The 16,896-nt window shown below is 72.9% G+C and carries 21 protein-coding genes; 9 read left to right on the top strand and 12 right to left on the bottom strand.

Annotated elements, in window-relative coordinates:
• The first annotated feature begins 10 nt into the window (after nucleotides 1-10).
• Both IGA62_RS20800 and IGA62_RS20795 read left to right on the top strand, forming a co-directional pair.
• Complete coding sequence (locus IGA62_RS20800) at nucleotides 11-676, top strand: potassium channel family protein (protein WP_091464306.1); 666 nt, start codon at nucleotides 11-13, stop codon at nucleotides 674-676.
• Nucleotides 677-678: 2 nt separating this feature from the next.
• Nucleotides 679-1,371: a potassium channel family protein gene (locus tag IGA62_RS20795; protein WP_186499981.1), complete on the top strand. Its 693-nt coding sequence runs from the start codon at nucleotides 679-681 to the stop codon at nucleotides 1,369-1,371.
• A 131-nt stretch (nucleotides 1,372-1,502) separates the two neighbouring features.
• Here IGA62_RS20795 and IGA62_RS20790 read toward each other — a convergent pair whose 3' ends face one another.
• The 4 genes from IGA62_RS20790 to dut all read right to left on the bottom strand — a co-directional run bounded on the left by IGA62_RS20790 (nucleotide 1,503) and on the right by dut (nucleotide 3,938).
• Entirely contained in the window at nucleotides 1,503-2,177 is a 675-nt protein-coding gene (locus IGA62_RS20790) for a DUF3159 domain-containing protein (RefSeq protein WP_145819233.1), read from the bottom strand.
• Between the two features lie 26 nt (nucleotides 2,178-2,203).
• Entirely contained in the window at nucleotides 2,204-2,584 is a 381-nt protein-coding gene (locus tag IGA62_RS20785) for an OB-fold nucleic acid binding domain-containing protein (RefSeq protein WP_091464310.1), read from the bottom strand.
• A gap of 128 nt (nucleotides 2,585-2,712) precedes the next feature.
• The gene (locus tag IGA62_RS20780; protein WP_145819234.1) at nucleotides 2,713-3,399 is read right to left on the bottom strand and encodes a DUF3710 domain-containing protein; all 687 of its coding nucleotides are present in this window, start codon (nucleotides 3,397-3,399) and stop codon (nucleotides 2,713-2,715) included.
• Nucleotides 3,396-3,938 (bottom strand): dUTP diphosphatase, encoded by a 543-nt coding sequence (gene dut, locus IGA62_RS20775; protein ID WP_145819235.1) that lies wholly within the window; start codon nucleotides 3,936-3,938, stop codon nucleotides 3,396-3,398. The genes IGA62_RS20780 and dut overlap by 4 nt, the downstream gene beginning before the upstream one ends.
• 83 nt (nucleotides 3,939-4,021) lie before the next feature.
• Here dut and IGA62_RS20770 point away from each other — a divergent pair, with 83 nt between their 5' ends.
• Nucleotides 4,022-4,555 (top strand): DUF3093 domain-containing protein, encoded by a 534-nt coding sequence (locus IGA62_RS20770; RefSeq protein ID WP_377464229.1) that lies wholly within the window; start codon nucleotides 4,022-4,024, stop codon nucleotides 4,553-4,555.
• An 8-nt stretch (nucleotides 4,556-4,563) separates the two neighbouring features.
• Here the strand turns inward: IGA62_RS20770 and IGA62_RS20765 are convergent, their stop codons facing one another.
• On the bottom strand, nucleotides 4,564-5,409 hold the full coding sequence (locus IGA62_RS20765) for a hypothetical protein (protein ID WP_232624722.1): 846 nt from the start codon (nucleotides 5,407-5,409) through the stop codon (nucleotides 4,564-4,566).
• A gap of 135 nt (nucleotides 5,410-5,544) precedes the next feature.
• Nucleotides 5,545-5,841, bottom strand: a complete 297-nt coding sequence (locus tag IGA62_RS20760; RefSeq protein WP_091464320.1) for a DUF4193 domain-containing protein — start codon at nucleotides 5,839-5,841, stop codon at nucleotides 5,545-5,547.
• Nucleotides 5,842-6,279: 438 nt separating this feature from the next.
• Between IGA62_RS20760 and IGA62_RS20755 the strand changes: the two genes are divergently transcribed.
• Nucleotides 6,280-6,801 (top strand): LytR C-terminal domain-containing protein, encoded by a 522-nt coding sequence (locus IGA62_RS20755; protein WP_186499982.1) that lies wholly within the window; start codon nucleotides 6,280-6,282, stop codon nucleotides 6,799-6,801.
• A gap of 26 nt (nucleotides 6,802-6,827) precedes the next feature.
• On the opposite strand, the gene IGA62_RS20750 is transcribed toward IGA62_RS20755, so the two are convergent.
• Complete coding sequence (locus tag IGA62_RS20750; RefSeq protein ID WP_145819237.1) at nucleotides 6,828-7,637, bottom strand: inositol monophosphatase family protein; 810 nt, start codon at nucleotides 7,635-7,637, stop codon at nucleotides 6,828-6,830.
• A 289-nt stretch (nucleotides 7,638-7,926) separates the two neighbouring features.
• Between IGA62_RS20750 and IGA62_RS20745 the strand changes: the two genes are divergently transcribed.
• Nucleotides 7,927-9,528, top strand: coding sequence for an RNA polymerase sigma factor (locus IGA62_RS20745; protein ID WP_145819238.1), 1,602 nt, complete (start codon nucleotides 7,927-7,929; stop codon nucleotides 9,526-9,528).
• A 242-nt stretch (nucleotides 9,529-9,770) separates the two neighbouring features.
• Nucleotides 9,771-10,004 carry a DUF7455 domain-containing protein gene (locus IGA62_RS20740; protein ID WP_145819239.1) on the top strand — a complete coding sequence of 78 codons (234 nt, stop codon included), beginning with the start codon at nucleotides 9,771-9,773 and terminating at the stop codon, nucleotides 10,002-10,004.
• A 161-nt stretch (nucleotides 10,005-10,165) separates the two neighbouring features.
• Here the strand turns inward: IGA62_RS20740 and IGA62_RS20735 are convergent, their stop codons facing one another.
• The 3 genes from IGA62_RS20735 to IGA62_RS20725 form a co-directional block, all read right to left on the bottom strand.
• On the bottom strand, nucleotides 10,166-11,896 hold the full coding sequence (locus IGA62_RS20735) for a DEAD/DEAH box helicase (protein ID WP_145819240.1): 1,731 nt from the start codon (nucleotides 11,894-11,896) through the stop codon (nucleotides 10,166-10,168).
• A 321-nt stretch (nucleotides 11,897-12,217) separates the two neighbouring features.
• On the bottom strand, nucleotides 12,218-12,871 hold the full coding sequence (locus tag IGA62_RS20730; protein ID WP_145819241.1) for a trimeric intracellular cation channel family protein: 654 nt from the start codon (nucleotides 12,869-12,871) through the stop codon (nucleotides 12,218-12,220).
• A 40-nt stretch (nucleotides 12,872-12,911) separates the two neighbouring features.
• Complete coding sequence (locus tag IGA62_RS20725) at nucleotides 12,912-13,130, bottom strand: DUF3039 domain-containing protein (protein WP_091463146.1); 219 nt, start codon at nucleotides 13,128-13,130, stop codon at nucleotides 12,912-12,914.
• 85 nt (nucleotides 13,131-13,215) lie between these two features.
• Here IGA62_RS20725 and IGA62_RS20720 point away from each other — a divergent pair, with 85 nt between their 5' ends.
• Both IGA62_RS20720 and IGA62_RS20715 read left to right on the top strand, forming a co-directional pair.
• Nucleotides 13,216-14,142, top strand: coding sequence for a pseudouridine-5'-phosphate glycosidase (locus IGA62_RS20720; RefSeq protein WP_145819242.1), 927 nt, complete (start codon nucleotides 13,216-13,218; stop codon nucleotides 14,140-14,142).
• Nucleotides 14,139-15,038 carry a carbohydrate kinase family protein gene (locus tag IGA62_RS20715; RefSeq protein ID WP_145819243.1) on the top strand — a complete coding sequence of 300 codons (900 nt, stop codon included), beginning with the start codon at nucleotides 14,139-14,141 and terminating at the stop codon, nucleotides 15,036-15,038. The genes IGA62_RS20720 and IGA62_RS20715 overlap by 4 nt, the downstream gene beginning before the upstream one ends.
• Nucleotides 15,039-15,115: 77 nt before the next feature.
• Here the strand turns inward: IGA62_RS20715 and IGA62_RS20710 are convergent, their stop codons facing one another.
• Nucleotides 15,116-15,469 (bottom strand): DUF3099 domain-containing protein, encoded by a 354-nt coding sequence (locus IGA62_RS20710; protein ID WP_145819244.1) that lies wholly within the window; start codon nucleotides 15,467-15,469, stop codon nucleotides 15,116-15,118.
• Between the two features lie 159 nt (nucleotides 15,470-15,628).
• Nucleotides 15,629-16,213 (bottom strand): HhH-GPD-type base excision DNA repair protein, encoded by a 585-nt coding sequence (locus IGA62_RS20705; protein ID WP_145819245.1) that lies wholly within the window; start codon nucleotides 16,211-16,213, stop codon nucleotides 15,629-15,631.
• Here IGA62_RS20705 and IGA62_RS20700 point away from each other — a divergent pair.
• Entirely contained in the window at nucleotides 16,203-16,889 is a 687-nt protein-coding gene (locus tag IGA62_RS20700) for a GNAT family N-acetyltransferase (RefSeq protein ID WP_232624721.1), read from the top strand. The genes IGA62_RS20705 and IGA62_RS20700 overlap by 11 nt on opposite strands.
• The last annotated feature ends 7 nt before the right edge of the window (nucleotides 16,890-16,896 follow it).

Genomic DNA, 16,896 nt, shown 5'->3' with positions numbered 1-16,896 from the left:
GAGGGACGCCGTGCATGTCGTGATCATGGGGTGCGGCCGGGTCGGCTCCACCCTCGCCCAGAACCTGGACGCCCGGGGGCACTCGGTGGCGGTCATCGACCAGGACGCCGACGCGTTCCGGCGGCTCAGCCCCGACTTCGCCGGGATCACCGTGACCGGTGCCGGGTTCGACGGGGACGTGCTGCGGCAGGCCGGCATCGAGCGGGCGGACGCCTTCGCCGCGGTCTCCAGCGGCGACAACTCGAACATCATCTCCGCGCGGCTGGCCCGGGAGACGTTCGGCGTGGCCCGGGTGGCCGCCCGGATCTACGACCAGCGCCGGGCGCAGGTCTACGAGCGGCTCGGCATCCCCACCGTCGCCACCGTCCGATGGACCGCGGACCGGATGCTGCGGCACCTGATTCCCGAGGGGAACGTGGAGATCTTCCGCGACCCGACCAGCACCGTGTCGATCATCGAGGTGCCGACCCACAAGGACTGGATCGGCCGGCCGCTGCGGGTGCTGGAGGAGACGACCGGCGCGCGCACGGCGTACCTGACCCGCTTCGGCATCGGCACCCTGCCCACCGCCTCCACGGTGGTGCAGGAGGGTGACCAGCTCTTCATGCTGGTCACCGACGACATCGCGGCGTCGGTCACGGCGGTGGCCGTGGCCCCGCCGGAAGGAGGGCACTGAGCATGCGCATCGCCATCGCCGGGGCGGGCAACGTGGGTCGCTCGATCGCCCAGGAACTCATCGACAACGGCCACCAGGTGATGCTCATCGAGCGTCAGCCGCGGATGCTCCGCCCGGACCGGGTGCCGGGCGCCGACTGGGTGCTGGCGGACGCGTGCGAGCTGACCAGCCTCGAGGAGGCCGAGATCGCCGACTGCGACGTGGTGGTCGCGGCGACCGGCGACGACAAGGTCAACCTGGTGGTCTCCCTGCTGGCCAAGACCGAGTTCGCGGTGCCCCGGGTGGTCGCCCGGGTCAACCGCGCGGAGAACGAGTGGCTCTTCACCGAGCAGTGGGGGGTCGACGTCGCGGTGAGCAAGCCGCGGGTGATGGCCGCCCTGGTCGAGGAGGCGGTCACCGTCGGCGACCTGGTCCGGCTGATGACCTTCCGGCAGGGCGAGGCGAACTTGGTCGAGATCACCCTGCCCCCGGCCGCCCCCTACGTCGGGCAGCCGCTGCGGGACGTGCCGCTGCCCCGGGACAGCGCGCTGGTGGCCATCGTGCGTGGCCGGCGGGTGCTGGTGCCCAGCCCCGACGACCCGATCGAGGCCGGCGACGAGCTGGTCTTCGTCTGCACCGCCGAGGTCGAGGACGCGGTCCGCGCGGTGGTCCTCGGCCCGGACAGCGTCGAACGCACCCGCAACGGCAGCCGCTGAACCGCGCCGCCGGACGGACCGGTGCCGCCGGACGCCGACGGGTCCCGGACGACGGTGCCAGCGACAGGTCCCGCACGACAGTGCCGGCGGTGGGTCCCGGACGACGGTGCCGGTGGCGGGTTCCCGGCGGCTCAGGCGGTGGGGGCGGCCGACTGCCGGGTCACCCGGCGGACCACCCAGACGGTGATCAGCAGCAGCAGCGCGTACGGCGGGTAGCCGAGCGCCAGCCGGGCGATGCCCAGCGCGGTGTCCATGTCGGCGAGGTAGAAGGCGGCCTGCACACCCACCTTGGCCAGCCAGACCACGCCCCAGAGCGCGGTCAGCCAGGTGAAGGTGCGCACCAGCCGGGGATCCTGCCGCCACTCGGAGCGCCCGCCGGCAGCCAGCACCGACCAGATCCAACCGACCAGCGGTTGCCGGATCGCGGCCGAGCCGAGCAGCACCAGCCCGTACGCGATGCCGTAGAGGATGCCGGGCAGGTAGAAGGTCTTCTCGTCGCCGGTGCGCCAGGCGATCGCCGCGCCGACGGCGACGCCGAAGAGGCCGTTGACCGCGTGCCGGACCGGCCGGCGCTGGATCAGCCGGAGCACGGCGATCACCAGCGCCACCCCGACCGACGCGACGATCGCCGGCCGCAGGTCGGTGATGAGGTTGGCCACCACGAAGACGACCACCGGCACGCTGGACTCGACCAGCCCGCGCCAGCCGCCGAGCTGGTCGGCCATCTGTTCGGCGAGGGTGGGCAGGCGCTCCTCGTCGGGTGAGTCGTCTCGGGGCGGGGCGGCCGGGTGCTGCCCAGTGGTCATCGGTACGTCCTCCGCTCGCAGGCCCGTCACCGTGGCGACTCGAGTTCGTAGTACGGGTTGTAGATGACCTTGCGGTCGTCCCGCACGGCCACCCGTCCCCGCACCGTGAGGTGTCGACCCGGCTCGATGCCGGCGATGTGCCGGCGGCCGAGCCACACCAGGGTCACCACGTCGCTGCCGTCGTAGAGGTCGGCTTCCAGCGTCGGCAGGTTCGTCCGGGGCGTGTACACCACGGTACGCAGTCGCCCGGACACCGAGACGACCTGCCCGCGCCGGCACTGCCGCGCGGGAGTCCCGCCGCACTGGGCGCTCTCCCGGCGCAGCTCCTGCGCCTCGATCTCGGCCTCGTCGGCGGTGAGCCGGCGCAGCAGGCGACGCAGCGACACCCGCCCTTCGTCGGTCACCATGACCTCCGTGTCACCCTCTTCACGCCGACCGGCGGACCGGTACCGGGCCGGGCCCGGCACCGGGACCCGTACCCGTCAGCGTACGCCGACGGTCGGGCTTCCCGGTGCCGCCGGTCGGTGCCGTCGGCTCAGGCCGCACCGGAGCCGTCGGGCGTGGTGCCCGCGCCCTGCGCCGCCGCCTGCGCCTGGTGCTCGTCGGCGACCTCCTTGGGCAGCCGCAGCGGCAGCGGCTCGCGCACCGGCTTCGCCTCCTGCCCCCGGTCGACCACCAGCCCGTCGAGGCACTCGGCGAGCGGGCCGGCAGCCGCCGGATCGACCGCGGCGAGGCCCTGGTAGACGCCCCGGACCATCCAGCGCGGGCCGTCCACCCCGATGAACCGCAGGTCGGTGATCCCCTCCGGGGTACGCAGGCGGGCCCGCAGCTCGGTGCCGTACTCCCCCGACACCTCCTGGGCGGCGGCCCCGTCGTTGAACAACGACTGCCGGATCTCCTCGCGCACCTCGTCCCAGATGCCGTCGCTACGCGGGGCGGCGAAGACGCCGAGCTGCAACGCGTTCTCCCCGTGCACCAGGACGACCTGCTGGACCACGCCCTGCGGGTCGGCCTGCACCCGCACCTCCACCCCGGGCACCGCCGGGATGTGCAGGCTGCCCAGGTCGAGGCGCTGGACGTCGTCGGGCGCCTCGGAGATGTCGTACGGGCCGCGGGCCGGCGTGCCCGCGGTCTCGTCGGCGTCCTGCCCGACCCGGAGCTCGGCGGCCTGTTCGTCGCGGGCGTGCCGCCCGGAACCGGCCCGCTTTCGGGAGAAGATCACTGCGCCCACCCTCCGCTGTTCGCACTCACCGTGCCACCTCTTCCGTCTGGTCGCCCGCCCGCCTCACCGTCGGCCGGCGGCGGGACGAGGCCGGCGTGCCCGCCGGTCGACCCGTGTCCACCGACCCCACGGCGGGAGTCGGGCAGCTCGGTCACCGGGTGGAAATCGGCCCGCTCCACCCGCTGCACAACGAGCTGCGCGATCCGATCGCCACGGGAGATCCTCGCCGGGCTCACCTGATCGTGGTTGATCAGGTTGACCATGATCTCACCCCGGTAGCCGGCGTCGACCGTACCGGGAGCGTTGAGCACCGTCACGCCGAGCCGGGCGGCGAGTCCGGAGCGCGGGTGCACCAGGCCGACGTACCCGTCGGGCAGCGCCAGGGCGACGCCGGTGGGCACCAGGGCCCGCTCGCCCGGCGCCAGGTCGACGTCGACGGCGGCCACCAGGTCGGCTCCGGCGTCGCCGGGATGGGCGTACGCCGGCAGCGGCAGCCGCGGGTCGAGCTGCCGCACGGGTACGGGTACGGGGTCGTTCACGTCTCGCCTCTTCCTCCGGTTCGCTCCGGTGACCCTGCCATCCTGCCGGTTCCGACGCCCGCGCCGCGCCGTACCCTCGGACTGTGAGCCTGTCGCCTTCCTCCCCACCCAGCCCACCCGGCGAGCACGCCGAGCGGCTCACCCTGCCGTGGTGGCTCTGGCTGGGCGGCCTCGCGGTCGCGGTACTGCTCGCCGCCGAGATCTGGATGGGCGCGTCCGGCCTGCGCGCCTGGCTGCCGTTCGCGGTGCTCCTGCCGGCCACCGCCGCCGGGCTGTGGTGGCTGGGGCGGATCCGCGTCGCGGTCGGCGACGGCGAGCTGCGGGTGGACGACGCCCGGCTGCCGGTGCGCTTCGTGGCCGACGTGGTGCCGCTGGACACGGACGGGCGGCGTGAGGTGCTCGGCGTCGCCGCCGACCCGCTCGCCTTCGTGGTGCAGCGACCGTGGATCGGCGGGGCGGTGCAGGTGCTGCTCGACGACCCGGCCGACCCGACCCCGTTCTGGGTGGTCAGCACCCGGCACCCGGTCCGGCTCGCGGCGGCGCTGCTGGCCGCCCGGGACGCCGCCGCCGACCGGCGGGAGACCGTTGCGGCCGAGGCCGACCCGGCCGGCGGCTGAGGACCGGTTCAGGGCGCGACCGGCGGCGGGCCGGGTAGGGCGCTGCGCTGCCGGCGCAGGTCGGCGCGGAGCTGGTCGCCCACCGACCGGGTGGCACGCCGGTTGAGGTAGCTGGCCACCGCCGCGCCGGTGAGGAACGGGCCGAGCGTGGTCAGGTTACGGCCGAAGCGCTTGAGCAGACTGTCCCGCAGTTCCTTCCGGGCGGCCGTGCCGAGCACCGCCGCCACCCCGACGCCCGGTGCCATCGGGTTGACGCCCCGCTGGGTGGCCCAGCTCTGCACCAGCGCGACCGCGCGCTGGGTGCCGCCGGTGGGCAACGGGGCGCCGTAGACCTCGTGCAGCTCGCCGATCAGTTTCAGCTCGATCGCCACCACGGCGACCGTCTCCGCGGCCAGCAGCACCGGCGCGGAGAGCAGGGTCGGGGCGACCGCCCACTCCACGGCGGCGACGCCGCCGCCGGCCGCCCCCACCCCGGCCGTCGCTCGCGAGGCGTTCCGGACCAGGCGTTCGGCGAGCGCCTCGCCGTCGAGTCCACCGTGGTGGCTGCGCAGGGTGGCCAGGTCCCGTACGGGCACGTACGGCGCGATATCGCCGACCGTGTCGGCGATCCAGCGCAACGCGGCCCGCGGCTTGAACAGGTCGGCCAGACCTCGGGTGCGGGCCTGGCCGACCAGTCGGGTCAGCAGCTGTCGACGTCGCCCCGTCGACAGGTCGTCGGCGGTCAGCGCGGCAACGGTCGCGCCCAGTTCCTCGCCGGCCGACAGGCCCCCCGCTGGGCCGTCGGGCGACGGGCCCGACCCCGCCGTGGTCGCCGGCTCCGGGGTCGGGCCCGGATCCGTTCCGCGTCCGCTCATACCGCCACCCTCCCGCGTCGTCCGCCGTTCTCGGGACACCCACCCGTACCGGTACCCGAGTGAATCAGCTCCCACACGACGGCGCACGACGATCGTGTCCCGCGACGGCTCCGTCGGAGGCGTCGCGGGACACGATCACACGCACTCGCGACAGATCAGTTCCCCGTTCCGCTCGGTGGCCAGCTGGCTGCGATGGTGCACCAGGAAGCAGCGGGCACACCGGAACTCGTCCTGCTGCATCGGTAGCACCTTGACTGTCAGTTCCTCGTCAGTCAGGTCGGCACCGGGCAGCTCGAAGCTCTCGGCCACCTCGGCCTCGTCGACGTCCACGGCGCCCGACTGTGAGTCGACCCGCCGGGCCTTGAGCTCTTCCAGGCTGTCCTCGCCGAGGTCGACCTCGTCGCGACGCGGGGCGTCGTAGTCGGTGGCCATCGGTTTCACTCTCCCATTTCGATATGGTCGCTACCCGGTTGTCACGCCGGACGACGCTGTTCCGGTTCCGCTGGCCGGCCACCACAGTGTCGGTCACCCGACCCGACAGTCGGTCGGATCGGGGCTTGCCAGAGGAACGTCCCCCAGCGAGCGCGGTACCTTACCCCCCTCTGGGCGAGGCATGTATACCGCCCTCGTGGCATGGATGTACGCCCTCGTCCCCAAAGTTGTTCCCAATGTGACTCAGGCGACACGAAGATAGGGGTAGTACTACCCGCTCGCCGGTCGGCACGCCGGCATGTCCGGCTGTTTCCACGCGTCCGCCGGACAACCGATAACCTCAGCGGCGTACCCGACGGCCCGTCCGTACGCCCCGACCCGTCGTGGGCCGTCCTCGTCCACCTCTCCCGGGGGAGCGCCCAGATGAGCTTTGCGCGAGTGCGAGCACTCGTTGTCGTCGGTCTGCTGGCGGCCTTCGCGCTGGTCTTCTCGGTCGTGGCACTGGTCAAGGACAGCCAGGGCGACGCCGGAGCCGCGAAGGGCTGCCCGGCGGGGTGGCCGCTGGCCGACGTCACACTGCGCGAATCCAAGGACGTCAAGATCAACGTTTACAACGCCACCGACAAGGCGGGGTTGGCCATCAGCGTGGCCGACGACTTCCGCAACCGGAAGTTCCAGGTGAAGAAGGCCAGCAACGACCCGCAGAAGCGGTCCGTCGACGAGGTGGCCGCGCTGCGGTACGGCCCGAAGGGCGTCGGCTCGGCGCACCTGTTGCGCGCGTACTTCCTCAACCAGGCCGTCTACGAGTACGACGCCAAGCGCGAGGACGACGTGGTGGACGTGGTGATCGGCGAGTCGTTCCAGCAGCTCGCCACCACCACCGAGGTCAACCAGTCCCTCGGTGACCTCGGCTCGCCGCAGGCCCCGGAGAACACCTGCCCGGCCCCGGTCGACAAGTAGCCGCCACCGGACGCCTGCGGCGGGTGTCACGGCCCGCCGGAGGCGTCCAGGTCGGCGAGACGGTCGTGCAGCGCGTCGTACAGCGCGGGCGGCGCCGCGACCACCATGTCCGGGCCCGGGGCACGCCCCCGCAGCCCGGAGACCCGCAGCCCCGCCTCGGCGGCCACCAGGGCACCAGCGGCCATGTCCCAGGCGGCCAGCCCCTTCTCGTAGTACGCGTCCACCCGCCCCTCGGCGGCCAGGCAGAGGTCGAGCGCGGCGGCCCCGAGCCGGCGGATGTCCCGCACGTGCGGGATGAGTCCGGCGACCACCCGCGCCTGGTGCGCCCGTCGGGCCTGGTCGTAGCCGAAGCCGGTGGCGACCAGCGCCTGGCCGAGATCGGTCCCGATGGAACCGCGCAGCCGTCGCCCGGCCCGGTACGCGCCACCGCCGAGGGTGGCGGTCCACTCGTCGCCGGTGGCGATGTTGCGGACCACACCGGCGACCACCCGGCCGTCGACCTCGGCCGCCAGCGACACCGCGTGGTACGGCAGGCCGTAGAGGTAGTTGACCGTGCCGTCGATCGGGTCGACGATCCACCGGACGCCGCCGGCCACGGCGGGCGGGCCCTGGCCGTACTCCTCACCCAGCACCGCGTCTCCGGGGCGCAGCCGGCGCAGTTCCGCGGTGACCTGCTCCTCCACCGCCCGGTCGGCGGCGGTCACCACGTCGGTGGCGGTGCTCTTGGTCGCGACCGCCGCGACACCCTCACCCCACATCCGGTGGGCCGTCGCGGCCGCGGCCCGGACGACCCCGACGGCGACCTCGAGCAGTTCCTCCGGCGTCGCCGAGCCCATGGTGTCCCCTTCCGCACGTCCCGGGGCGTCCCGGTGTCGCCCGCGAGTATCATCCATACAAAGTCCACAAGTTCGCCAATTTCGCGGCCCCGGCCGCCGGTACGCCGTGCGGCGCAGGATGATCGCCGCAGACGGCGTTACAATTCACCCCTGCCCACGCGCCACGGACCGCCAGACGACCGGCCGGCCCGGGACACGGGGGTCCCTCAACCACATCGCCCGACGCGGTGCCCCATGCTGCGCCGGACGAACCCGGCCGTGCTCGCTCATCGCCTCCGGAAGGTCATTCGTGACAGAACCCCGCCACACCGGCGCCGACGTACGCTCGCTCACCGACACGCTGATCGCCCACGCGCAGAGCGCCGGCGGCCAGTTGACGTCGGCCCAGCTCGCGCGCACCGTCGAGTCCGCTGAGGTGACTCCGGCCCAGGCCAAGAAGATCCTGCGCGCGCTCTCCGACGCGGGCGTGACCGTGGTGGTCGACGGTTCGGCGAGCACCCGCCGCCGGGTCGCTGCCGCCCGGTCGGCCACACCGGCGTCCCGGGCCACCACCGCCAAGACCACCAAGAAGACGGCCGCCCCGGCGCCGAAGCAGGCTCCCGCCGCCGAGGAGACGACCCCGACCCCGCGGAAGGCGGCGCCCCGGAAGGCGGCCGGCGCGACCGCGGAGGGGGCCGCCAAGGCGGCACCGGCCAAGGCCACCAAGGCGACCCGGGCCACCAAGGCGACGGCCGCCCCCGGAGCCCCGGCCAAGGCCGCCGGCAAGGCCAAGGGTGGCGAGGGGCCCGAGGGCGACATCGATCCCGAGGAACTCGCCGCCGAGATCGAGGACGTGGTGGTCGAGGAGCCGGTCGAGCTGGCCCAGGCCGCCGAGGCCGACGCGGCCAGCTCCGCCAGCGACAACGACTTCGAGTGGGACGACGAGGAGTCCGAGGCCCTCAAGCAGGCCCGACGGGACGCCGAACTCACCGCCTCCGCCGACTCGGTCCGGGCGTACCTCAAGCAGATCGGCAAGGTCCCGCTGCTCAACGCCGAGCAGGAGGTGGAACTCGCCAAGCGGATCGAGGCGGGCCTCTACGCCGCGGAGCGGCTGCGCGCCGCCGAGGAGGGCGAGGAGAAGCTCACCCGCGAGATGCAGCGCGACCTGGGCTGGATCTCCCGGGACGGCGAGCGGGCCAAGAACCACCTGCTGGAGGCGAACCTGCGGCTGGTGGTCTCCCTCGCCAAGCGCTACACCGGGCGGGGCATGGCCTTCCTCGACCTCATCCAGGAGGGCAACCTCGGCCTGATCCGCGCCGTCGAGAAGTTCGACTACACCAAGGGCTACAAGTTCTCCACCTACGCCACCTGGTGGATCCGCCAAGCCATCACCCGCGCCATGGCCGACCAGGCCCGCACCATCCGCATCCCGGTGCACATGGTCGAGGTGATCAACAAGCTCGGCCGCATACAGCGCGAGCTGCTCCAGGACCTGGGCCGCGAGCCCACCCCGGAGGAGCTGGCCAAGGAGATGGACATCACACCCGAGAAGGTGCTGGAAATCCAGCAGTACGCTCGGGAGCCCATCTCCCTGGACCAGACGATCGGTGACGAGGGGGACAGCCAGCTCGGTGACTTCATCGAGGACTCGGAGGCCGTGGTCGCCGTCGACGCGGTGTCGTTCTCGCTGTTGCAGGACCAGCTCCAGCAGGTCCTGCAGACGCTCTCCGAGCGTGAGGCGGGTGTGGTGCGGCTGCGCTTCGGCCTGACCGACGGTCAGCCCCGGACGCTGGACGAGATCGGCCAGGTGTACGGGGTGACCCGGGAGCGCATCCGGCAGATCGAGTCCAAGACGATGTCGAAGCTCCGGCACCCGTCCCGGTCCCAGGTGCTGCGCGACTACCTGGACTGAACGATTCCGTCAACCAACCGTGTCGGTTTGATCACCAGACGTACAACACGCCCTGGTGACCGGTCGGTTGCACGATTGTGATCGTTGACGTGGCACCCTTGGTGCACGGCACACTGTCTCCCATGTGTGACCCCGGTCCCCCGCGGGCACACTGGGAAGGCAGGGCCCCGCAAGGGTGTTGCACGATAGGTGAGCAATGACCGACGAGAGTGTTCATCGGTGACGACCAGAGGAGGAAGGCGATGACCCCGACCCTCACGCCGCCGCCCGAGACGGTGGCTCCCCCAGCCGCCGATGAACGGTGCGACCGCTGCAATGCTGCCGGCAAGCTCCGCATCACTCTGGCTGGTGGGAGCGAGCTGGTGTTCTGTGGGCACCACGCGAACAAGTACGCGGAGGATCTCGTGAAGATCACCGTGCGGTTCGCGACGGACCCGGAGTTCACCTGGCGTGGCGCCGATCTGATGGCGAACTAACCGCACAACCGACATATGGCAGGACCGGGAACCCGCTTGCGGGCTCCCGGTCCTCTCGTATGTCCGGGTCCTGGCCCGGTGTCCGGATCCCGTCCCCACCGTGCCGTCCCGGCGCCCGAGGTGCCATCCCGAATGCCCGCCCCGGAGCGGGACGGGGACGGTCAGAGGGTCTGGACGGTGGCGATGCGTTCCTCGAGCTGCTCGATGGTCGCCTGGGCGCTGGGCGGCCCGCCGCAGAGCCGACGCAACTCCGCGTGGATCTTGCCGTGGGGCTGGCCGGTGCGATGGTGCCGGGCGGCCACCAGGGCGTTGAGCTGCCGCCGGAGGGCCACCCGGCGCTGGGCGGCGTTCATCGGCGGCGGGGCCGGCGGCGCGGCGACGGCCGGTTCCGCCGTGCGGGTCGCGGACCGCCGACGCCGGGCGGCGAGCTGCTCGGCCTGCCGTTTGCTCAGCAGCAACGCCACCTGGTCGGCGGTGAGCAGGCCGGGGAGGCCGAGGTACTCCTCCTCCTCCGGCGTGCCGGCCTGGGCGGCGGTGCCGAACGAGGCGCCGTCGAAGATCACCTGGTCCAGTTCGGCGGTGGCGGACAGCGCGGCGAAACGCTTCTCCAGCTCGCCGCTGGCCTGGTCGTCCCGCTGGGCCCGCTCCAGCAGGTCGTCGTCGAAGCCGTCGGCCTCCTTGGGCTTGCCGAGCACGTGGTCGCGCTCGGCCTCCATCTCACTGGCCAGTCCGAGCAGGTGCGGGACGCTCGGCAGGAAGACCGACGCGGTCTCCCCGGTGCGACGGGCCCGCACGAACCGCCCGATCGCCTGGGCGAAGTACAACGGTGTGCTGGCGCTGGTCGCGTAGACGCCGACCGCCAGGCGGGGGATGTCGACCCCCTCGGAGACCATCCGCACCGCGACCATCCAGCGCTGGTCGGAGGCCGCGAAGGTGGCGATCCGGGCCGAGGCGCCGACATCGTCGGAGAGGACTACGGCCGCCTTCTCACCGGTCACCTGTTCGATCAGCTTGGCGTACGACCGGGCGGTCTGCTGGTCGCTGGCGATCACCAGGCCACCGGCGTCGCTCATGCCCGCCTTGCGCAGCACGGTCAGCCGGGCGTCCGCGGCGCGCAGGACCTGGGGCATCCAGTCGCCCGCCGGGTCGAGCGCGGTACGCCAGGCCTGCGCGACGAGATCCTGGGTCATCGGCTCGCCCAGCCGGGCGGCCAGCTCCTCCCCCGCGTTGGTGCGCCACCGGGTCTCCCCCGAGTACGCCAGGAACAGCACCGGCCGGACCACGCCGTCGCGGAGCGCGTCGGAGTAGCCGTAGACCGAGTCGGCACGGGAACGGAGCAGGCCGTCCCCGCCCCGCTCGTAGGTGACGAACGGGATGGGGTTGTCGTCGGAGCGGAACGGCGTACCGGTGAGCATCAGCCGGCGTTCCGCTGGTTCGAAGGCCGCTTTCACCCCGTCACCCCAGGACCGGGAGTCCCCGGCGTGGTGGATCTCGTCGAGGATGACCAGGGTCCGACGGGTCAGGGTGCGCCGTTTGTGCACGTGGGGTGCCATTCCCACCTGCGCGTAGGTGACCACCGCGCCGTGGAAGTCGGCGGAGGAGTGCAGGTCGGCGTTGCGGAAGGCGGCGTCGAGCTGGATGCCGACCCGCGCCGCCGCCAGAGCCCACTGGGTCTTCAGGTGCTCGGTCGGGGCGACCACGGTGACCGCGTCGACGGTGCCGTCGACGAGCAACTCCGCGGCGATCCGCAGGGCGAAGGTGGTCTTACCGGCCCCGGGGGTGGCGACCGCCGTGAAGTCGGGATCCCGGCGGCGCAGGTACTCCACCAGGGCCTTGCGCTGCCAGGCACGCAGTGGCGGAAACGTCTCGATCGCCGGCAACGGGGCAGGCACGCAACCGCTCCTCTCCGACCGCCGTAGGTCTTCGACCGCCGCAGGCGGAACCCGGCCGGGGCCACGGGTACCGCCGCCCATGAAAACGCCTCCGCGCGCGGATGCCGCGAAGGCCGGATCAGCATAACCAGGACACCCTGGCGGGTGCCCGTCGACACCACGCGCCGCCGGTCACACCGGCCACGCCCCACCGCCCACCGGCTCCCGCCGGACGTGGTGGGGTGGTGCCTTCTCCCGCCGGTGTGTGGTTGCAGGGGGCCCTTCCTCGCCAAAAAGCGGTAGGAGGGGTCCCCTGCAACCACACAACCCGCAGCGTCGCCGTCAGGAGGCGGGCGGCTGCCCGTCGGGGGCGTGGGGCGGCCGGAGGACGGGCACCGGGGCGGACCAGCGCCGGCGGAGGGCGATCAGGCGGAGCCCGAAGACCAGCACCGCCGCGGCGGTCAGCGGGACCGGCCCGGTGCGGCCGAGACCGTCCAACGCCGCCACCGCGGTCGCCCCGACCAGGGCGGCCACCGCGTAGATCTCCCGACGCAGCACGACCGGGATCTCCCCGGTGAGCAGGTCCCGGCCCAGGCCGCCGCCGATCCCGGTCAGCATGCCGACCAGGCACGCGCCGACCGGCGGCACCTGCGCGTCCAGGGCGCGGAGCGTGCCGGTGACGGTGAACAGGGCCAGCCCGGCCGCGTCCAGCACCAGCACGGTGGTCCGCAACCGGGCGAGGTGGGGGTGCCACCGGAACACGACCGCCGAGGTGAGCACGGCGGTGGTGGCGTACCGCCAGTCGGCGAAGGCGAGTGGGGGGACCTCGTCGACGACGAGGTCCCGCAGGATGCCGCCGCCGAGGGCGGCGACGAAGCCGACGAAGACGACACCGAAGAGGTCGAGTCGTTTGACCACCGCGGCGGAGGCCCCGGAGGCGGCGAAGACGGCCACGCCGACCAGGTCGGCCAGGAGCAGGGCGGTGGAGGTGGTCACCGCCGCAGGTTACGTGGGCGGCCGGGCGGGCCGCCCACGGTCAGTCGCCCCAGGAGTCGTAGATCTCCTTGCACGCGGGACACACCGGGGAACCGGGCTTGGCCGCCTTGGTCACCGGGAAGGTCTCCCCGCAGAGCGCCACCACGAACGTACCCATCACGGCACTTTCGGCGATCTTCTCCTTCCGGACGTAGTGGAACATCTCCGGGCCGGTATCGGCGTCCTTCAGCTCCGGACGCTCGAGAACCTCTGTGCTCACGTCACACCTCCAACTTTTCAGTCTGGCAGGTCACTTCCGCGTGGTCCACCGGAGAGGCCCCCGACCCGCGCCGTACGGTGGCGGCGTGACCGACTTTCACATTCAACACGGCAACGAGGTCGCCGAGGCGCTGCGGGACGGGCGTCCGGTGGTCGCCCTGGAGAGCACCATCGTCTCGCACGGCCTGCCCCGGCCGGACAACCTGCGGGTGGCCCGGCAGATCGAACAGGCGGTACGCGACGCCGGGGCGGTGCCGGCGACCATCGGCATGGTGGGCGGCCGGCTGGCGGTGGGGCTCGACGACGCCGAACTGACCCGACTCGCCACCGCCGACGGCGTGGCGAAGCTCTCCGTACGCGATCTGGCGGTGGCGGCGGCGGCCGGTGCGGACGGCGCGACGACGGTCGCCGCGACCAGCGCGGTGGCGGCGGCGGCGGGGATCCGGGTCTTCGCCACCGGTGGGCTCGGCGGGGTGCACCGGGAGGCCGCGCAGTCCTTCGACGAGTCGGCCGACCTGACCACCCTGGCCCGTACCCCGATCGCGGTGGTCTGCGCCGGGGTCAAGTCGATCCTCGACGTGGGGGCGACCCTGGAGCGGATGGAGACGCTCGGCGTCGGGGTGGTCGGCTACCGTACCCGCCGGTTCCCGGGCTTCTTCGTCACCGACGGCGGGTTCGACCTCGACTGGTCGGTCGACTCGCCGGAGCAGGTGGCGGCGGTGCTGGCCGCCCGCGCCGCGCACGACCTGCACGACGGCGCGCTGGTGGTGGCCAACCCGCTCCCCGTCGACGAACAGCTCGACCGGGACCTGCACGACCGCACTCTCGCCGACGGGCTGGCCCTGCTCGACCGGGACGGGGTGACCGGCAAGGCGGTGACGCCGTACCTGCTCGCCCACTTCCACTCGGCCACCGAGGGCGCGAGCCTGGCGGTGAACGTCCGTATCATCCTGCGCAACGCGGACCTGGCGGCCCGGATCGCGGTGGCCGCCGCCGGGACCGTCGCCGGATGAGCCGTCCGGGTCGGGTGGTCGTGGTCGGCGACGTCGTGACCGACGTGGTCGCGGTGGTCGCCGGGCCGCTGGCGACCGGTTCGGACACCCCGGCCGCGATCCGGGTCACCGGGGGCGGCCAGGCCGCCAACACCGCCGCCTGGCTCGCTGAGGTGGGCGTACCGGTCACCCTGGTCGGGGCGGTCGGCGACGACGACGCGGGCCGGGCGCGGGTCGTCGAGCTGACCCGCGCCGGGGTCGACTGCGCGGTCACCGCGTACCCCGACCGGCCGACCGGCAGCGTGGTGGTGCTCGCCTCCGGCGAGGAGCGGACCATGCTCACCGAGCGGGGGGCGAACGAGCGGCTGACCGGTACGCAGGTGCGGCGGGCCCTGGCCGCGCAGCCGGACGCGCGGCACCTGCACCTGTCGGCGTACCCGCTGCTGGACGCCGCGTCGCGTGACGCGGGACTGGCGGCGTTGGCCGCCGCGCGCGCGGCCGGCCTCACCACCAGCGTCGACGCGGCCTCCGCGGCGCCGCTGCGGCTCGTCGGCGCGACCGCCTTCCTGGACTGGGTACGCGACGTCGACCTGCTCCTGGTCAACACCGACGAGGCCGAGGCGCTCGCCGGCGGCACCGATCCGACGCGGCAGGCCCGGACGCTGACGGCCACGGCGCGACACGTGGTGGTCAAGTGCGGGTCGGCGGGGGCGGTGTGGGCCGGGCCGGACGGCGCGGTGACGACGGCACCCGCACGGCCGGTGACGGTGGTCGACGTCACCGGGGCCGGGGACGCCTTCGCGGCCGGGCTGCTCGCCGGCTGGCTGGTCGGGGCGACCCCGGCGGTGGCGCTGGCCCGCGCCGGTGAGCTGGGTGCCCGCGCGGTCGCCGGGATCGGCGCGCGACCGGCCGGGTGATCCCGCCGTACCTGCTGTGCCGGGCGACGGTCCGGGACCGGAAGGCAGCCGGGACCGGAAGGCAGCCGGGACCGGGCTCAGAGTTCGGCGTCGATGACCCGGTGCGGGCGCTCCTCGGTGGCGGCGAGGCTGCGCGGCGGAGGCGCCTCCCGGCGCGGTACCCGGTGGAACATGCGGTGCTCCTCCTTGGGCGGCCGGTCGTTGGCGATCAGCACGGCCAGCCAGGGGATGAGCACCATGCCGATGCCGCAGAGCGGCAGCCAGAGCCAGAGCAGCGGGGCCTCCACGCCGACCAGGACGGCTCCGGCGACCAGGCAGGCCGCCCGGATGGACATCATCACGACGTACCGTCGCTGGCGGCTGGTCAGCTGGTCGTCCTGGCTGCGCGGGGCGTCGGTGATCAGGATCGGCTCGTACGCCTGTCGCTTCACACGACCTCCTCGAGGGATTCGACCCATCCTGTCATCTCGGTGGTCGGGACGGCGAGAATCGACGCGACGGACTACGGGGGGTCACGTCCGTGGTGCGCTCCGGCATTGGGCCCTCGTCCAGCCCACCGTTGCCTGACCGGCCCGCCGTCCCGGTCACGGTCAGCTCTTCGCCGCCCGGGCCGCCGCCTTCTGCTGCTGCTTGTACTCCCGGACCAGGCGCAGCGACGTCTCGTCGGTGATGTCGGCCACCGAGCGGTACGCGTCCTCGTCGCCGTACCCGCCGGCCGCCTCCCGCCAGCCCGTCGGGCGGACGTCGTAGCGCTTGCCGAGCAGGGCCAGGAAGATCTGCGCCTTCTGCCGGCCGAACCCGGGCAGGTCGGTGAGGCGGCGCAGCAGCTGCGCGCCGTCGGCGGCGTCGGCCCAGACCCGGGCGGCGTCCCCGTCGTACCGCTCGACGAGCACCCGGCACACCTCCTGCACCCGGGCCGCCATCGCCTTCGGGAACCGGTGCAGGGCCGGCGGTCGGGCGAAGACCTCGACCAGCGCCTCCGGGTCGTACGCCGCCAACTCCCGGGCGTCCGGGGCGTGCCCGAGCCGCTGGGCCAGCACGTACGGCGAGGTGAACGCCTTCTCCAGCGGGATCTGCTGGTCCAGGACCATGCCGACCAGCAGGGCCAGCGCATTCCGATTGAGAAGTTCGTTCGCCGCAGGGTCGATCGGCAGGGAGAGTGTCATGGCGGCCATGGTCCCTCACCAGATCCTGCCGCCCGTGGCAGATGGACGAGGGACACGCAGCAACAAGCGCTTCCTCGACGCGATGGCACCGGAAGGAGAAGATCCAGACATGGGCCACGCCGACCTGATCGACAACGAAGAACTGCGGACTCCTCGACTGTCGTTGCGCCGCCCGAACGACGCCGACATCGACACCATCTATCGGATCCACAGCGATCCAAGGGCATACGCCCACAATCCGGCTGACGCGCTTGCCACCCGCGCAGAAGCTGAGGAGCGGTACCAACGATGGAACGAGCACTGGAACCAGCACGGGTTCGGCTACTGGACCGTCCACAGCCAGATGCGGACCCATCAGCCGCTCGGCTTCTGCGGCATCAAGCTGATGCAGCTACATGGCCGCACCATCTTGAACCTCTTCTACCGGCTTGACCCGCTGGCCTGGGGCAACGGAGTAGCCACCGAAGCCGCCACCACCGTGGTCAGTTGGGCAACAGCGCACCTGCCCGACTATCCGATCATCGCGAGAGTCCGGCCCGACAACGCAGCGTCGCTGAAGGTCGCTGCACGCGCCGGCCTGCGTCGCGCCCCTCAGCTGGACACGGACGGCGAGGATGGCCTCGACTGGATCTTCACGTTGAGCTGGCCGGGCGACGCCGAGCCGGTTCGCGACCCGCGCCCCTGAACCCGAC

This window comes from Micromonospora sagamiensis, from assembly GCF_014680085.1.
GTDB classification, from domain to species: domain Bacteria; phylum Actinomycetota; class Actinomycetes; order Mycobacteriales; family Micromonosporaceae; genus Micromonospora; species Micromonospora inyonensis.
This window is presented reverse-complemented; position numbering and strand designations above follow the sequence as displayed.

Coding starts and splice junctions, on each gene's coding strand:
- IGA62_RS20795 (WP_186499981.1), top strand. CDS start 679: ATGCGCATCGCCATCGCCGGGGCGGGCAACGTGGGTCGCTCGATCGCC.
- IGA62_RS20790 (WP_145819233.1), bottom strand. CDS start 2,177: ATGACCACTGGGCAGCACCCGGCCGCCCCGCCCCGAGACGACTCACCC.
- IGA62_RS20785 (WP_091464310.1), bottom strand. CDS start 2,584: ATGGTGACCGACGAAGGGCGGGTGTCGCTGCGTCGCCTGCTGCGCCGG.
- IGA62_RS20765 (WP_232624722.1), bottom strand. CDS start 5,409: ATGAGCGGACGCGGAACGGATCCGGGCCCGACCCCGGAGCCGGCGACC.
- IGA62_RS20760 (WP_091464320.1), bottom strand. CDS start 5,841: ATGGCCACCGACTACGACGCCCCGCGTCGCGACGAGGTCGACCTCGGC.
- IGA62_RS20750 (WP_145819237.1), bottom strand. CDS start 7,637: ATGGGCTCGGCGACGCCGGAGGAACTGCTCGAGGTCGCCGTCGGGGTC.
- IGA62_RS20740 (WP_145819239.1), top strand. CDS start 9,771: ATGACCCCGACCCTCACGCCGCCGCCCGAGACGGTGGCTCCCCCAGCC.
- IGA62_RS20715 (WP_145819243.1), top strand. CDS start 14,139: ATGAGCCGTCCGGGTCGGGTGGTCGTGGTCGGCGACGTCGTGACCGAC.
- IGA62_RS20700 (WP_232624721.1), top strand. CDS start 16,203: ATGGCGGCCATGGTCCCTCACCAGATCCTGCCGCCCGTGGCAGATGGA.
- IGA62_RS20705 (WP_145819245.1), bottom strand. CDS start 16,213: ATGGCCGCCATGACACTCTCCCTGCCGATCGACCCTGCGGCGAACGAA.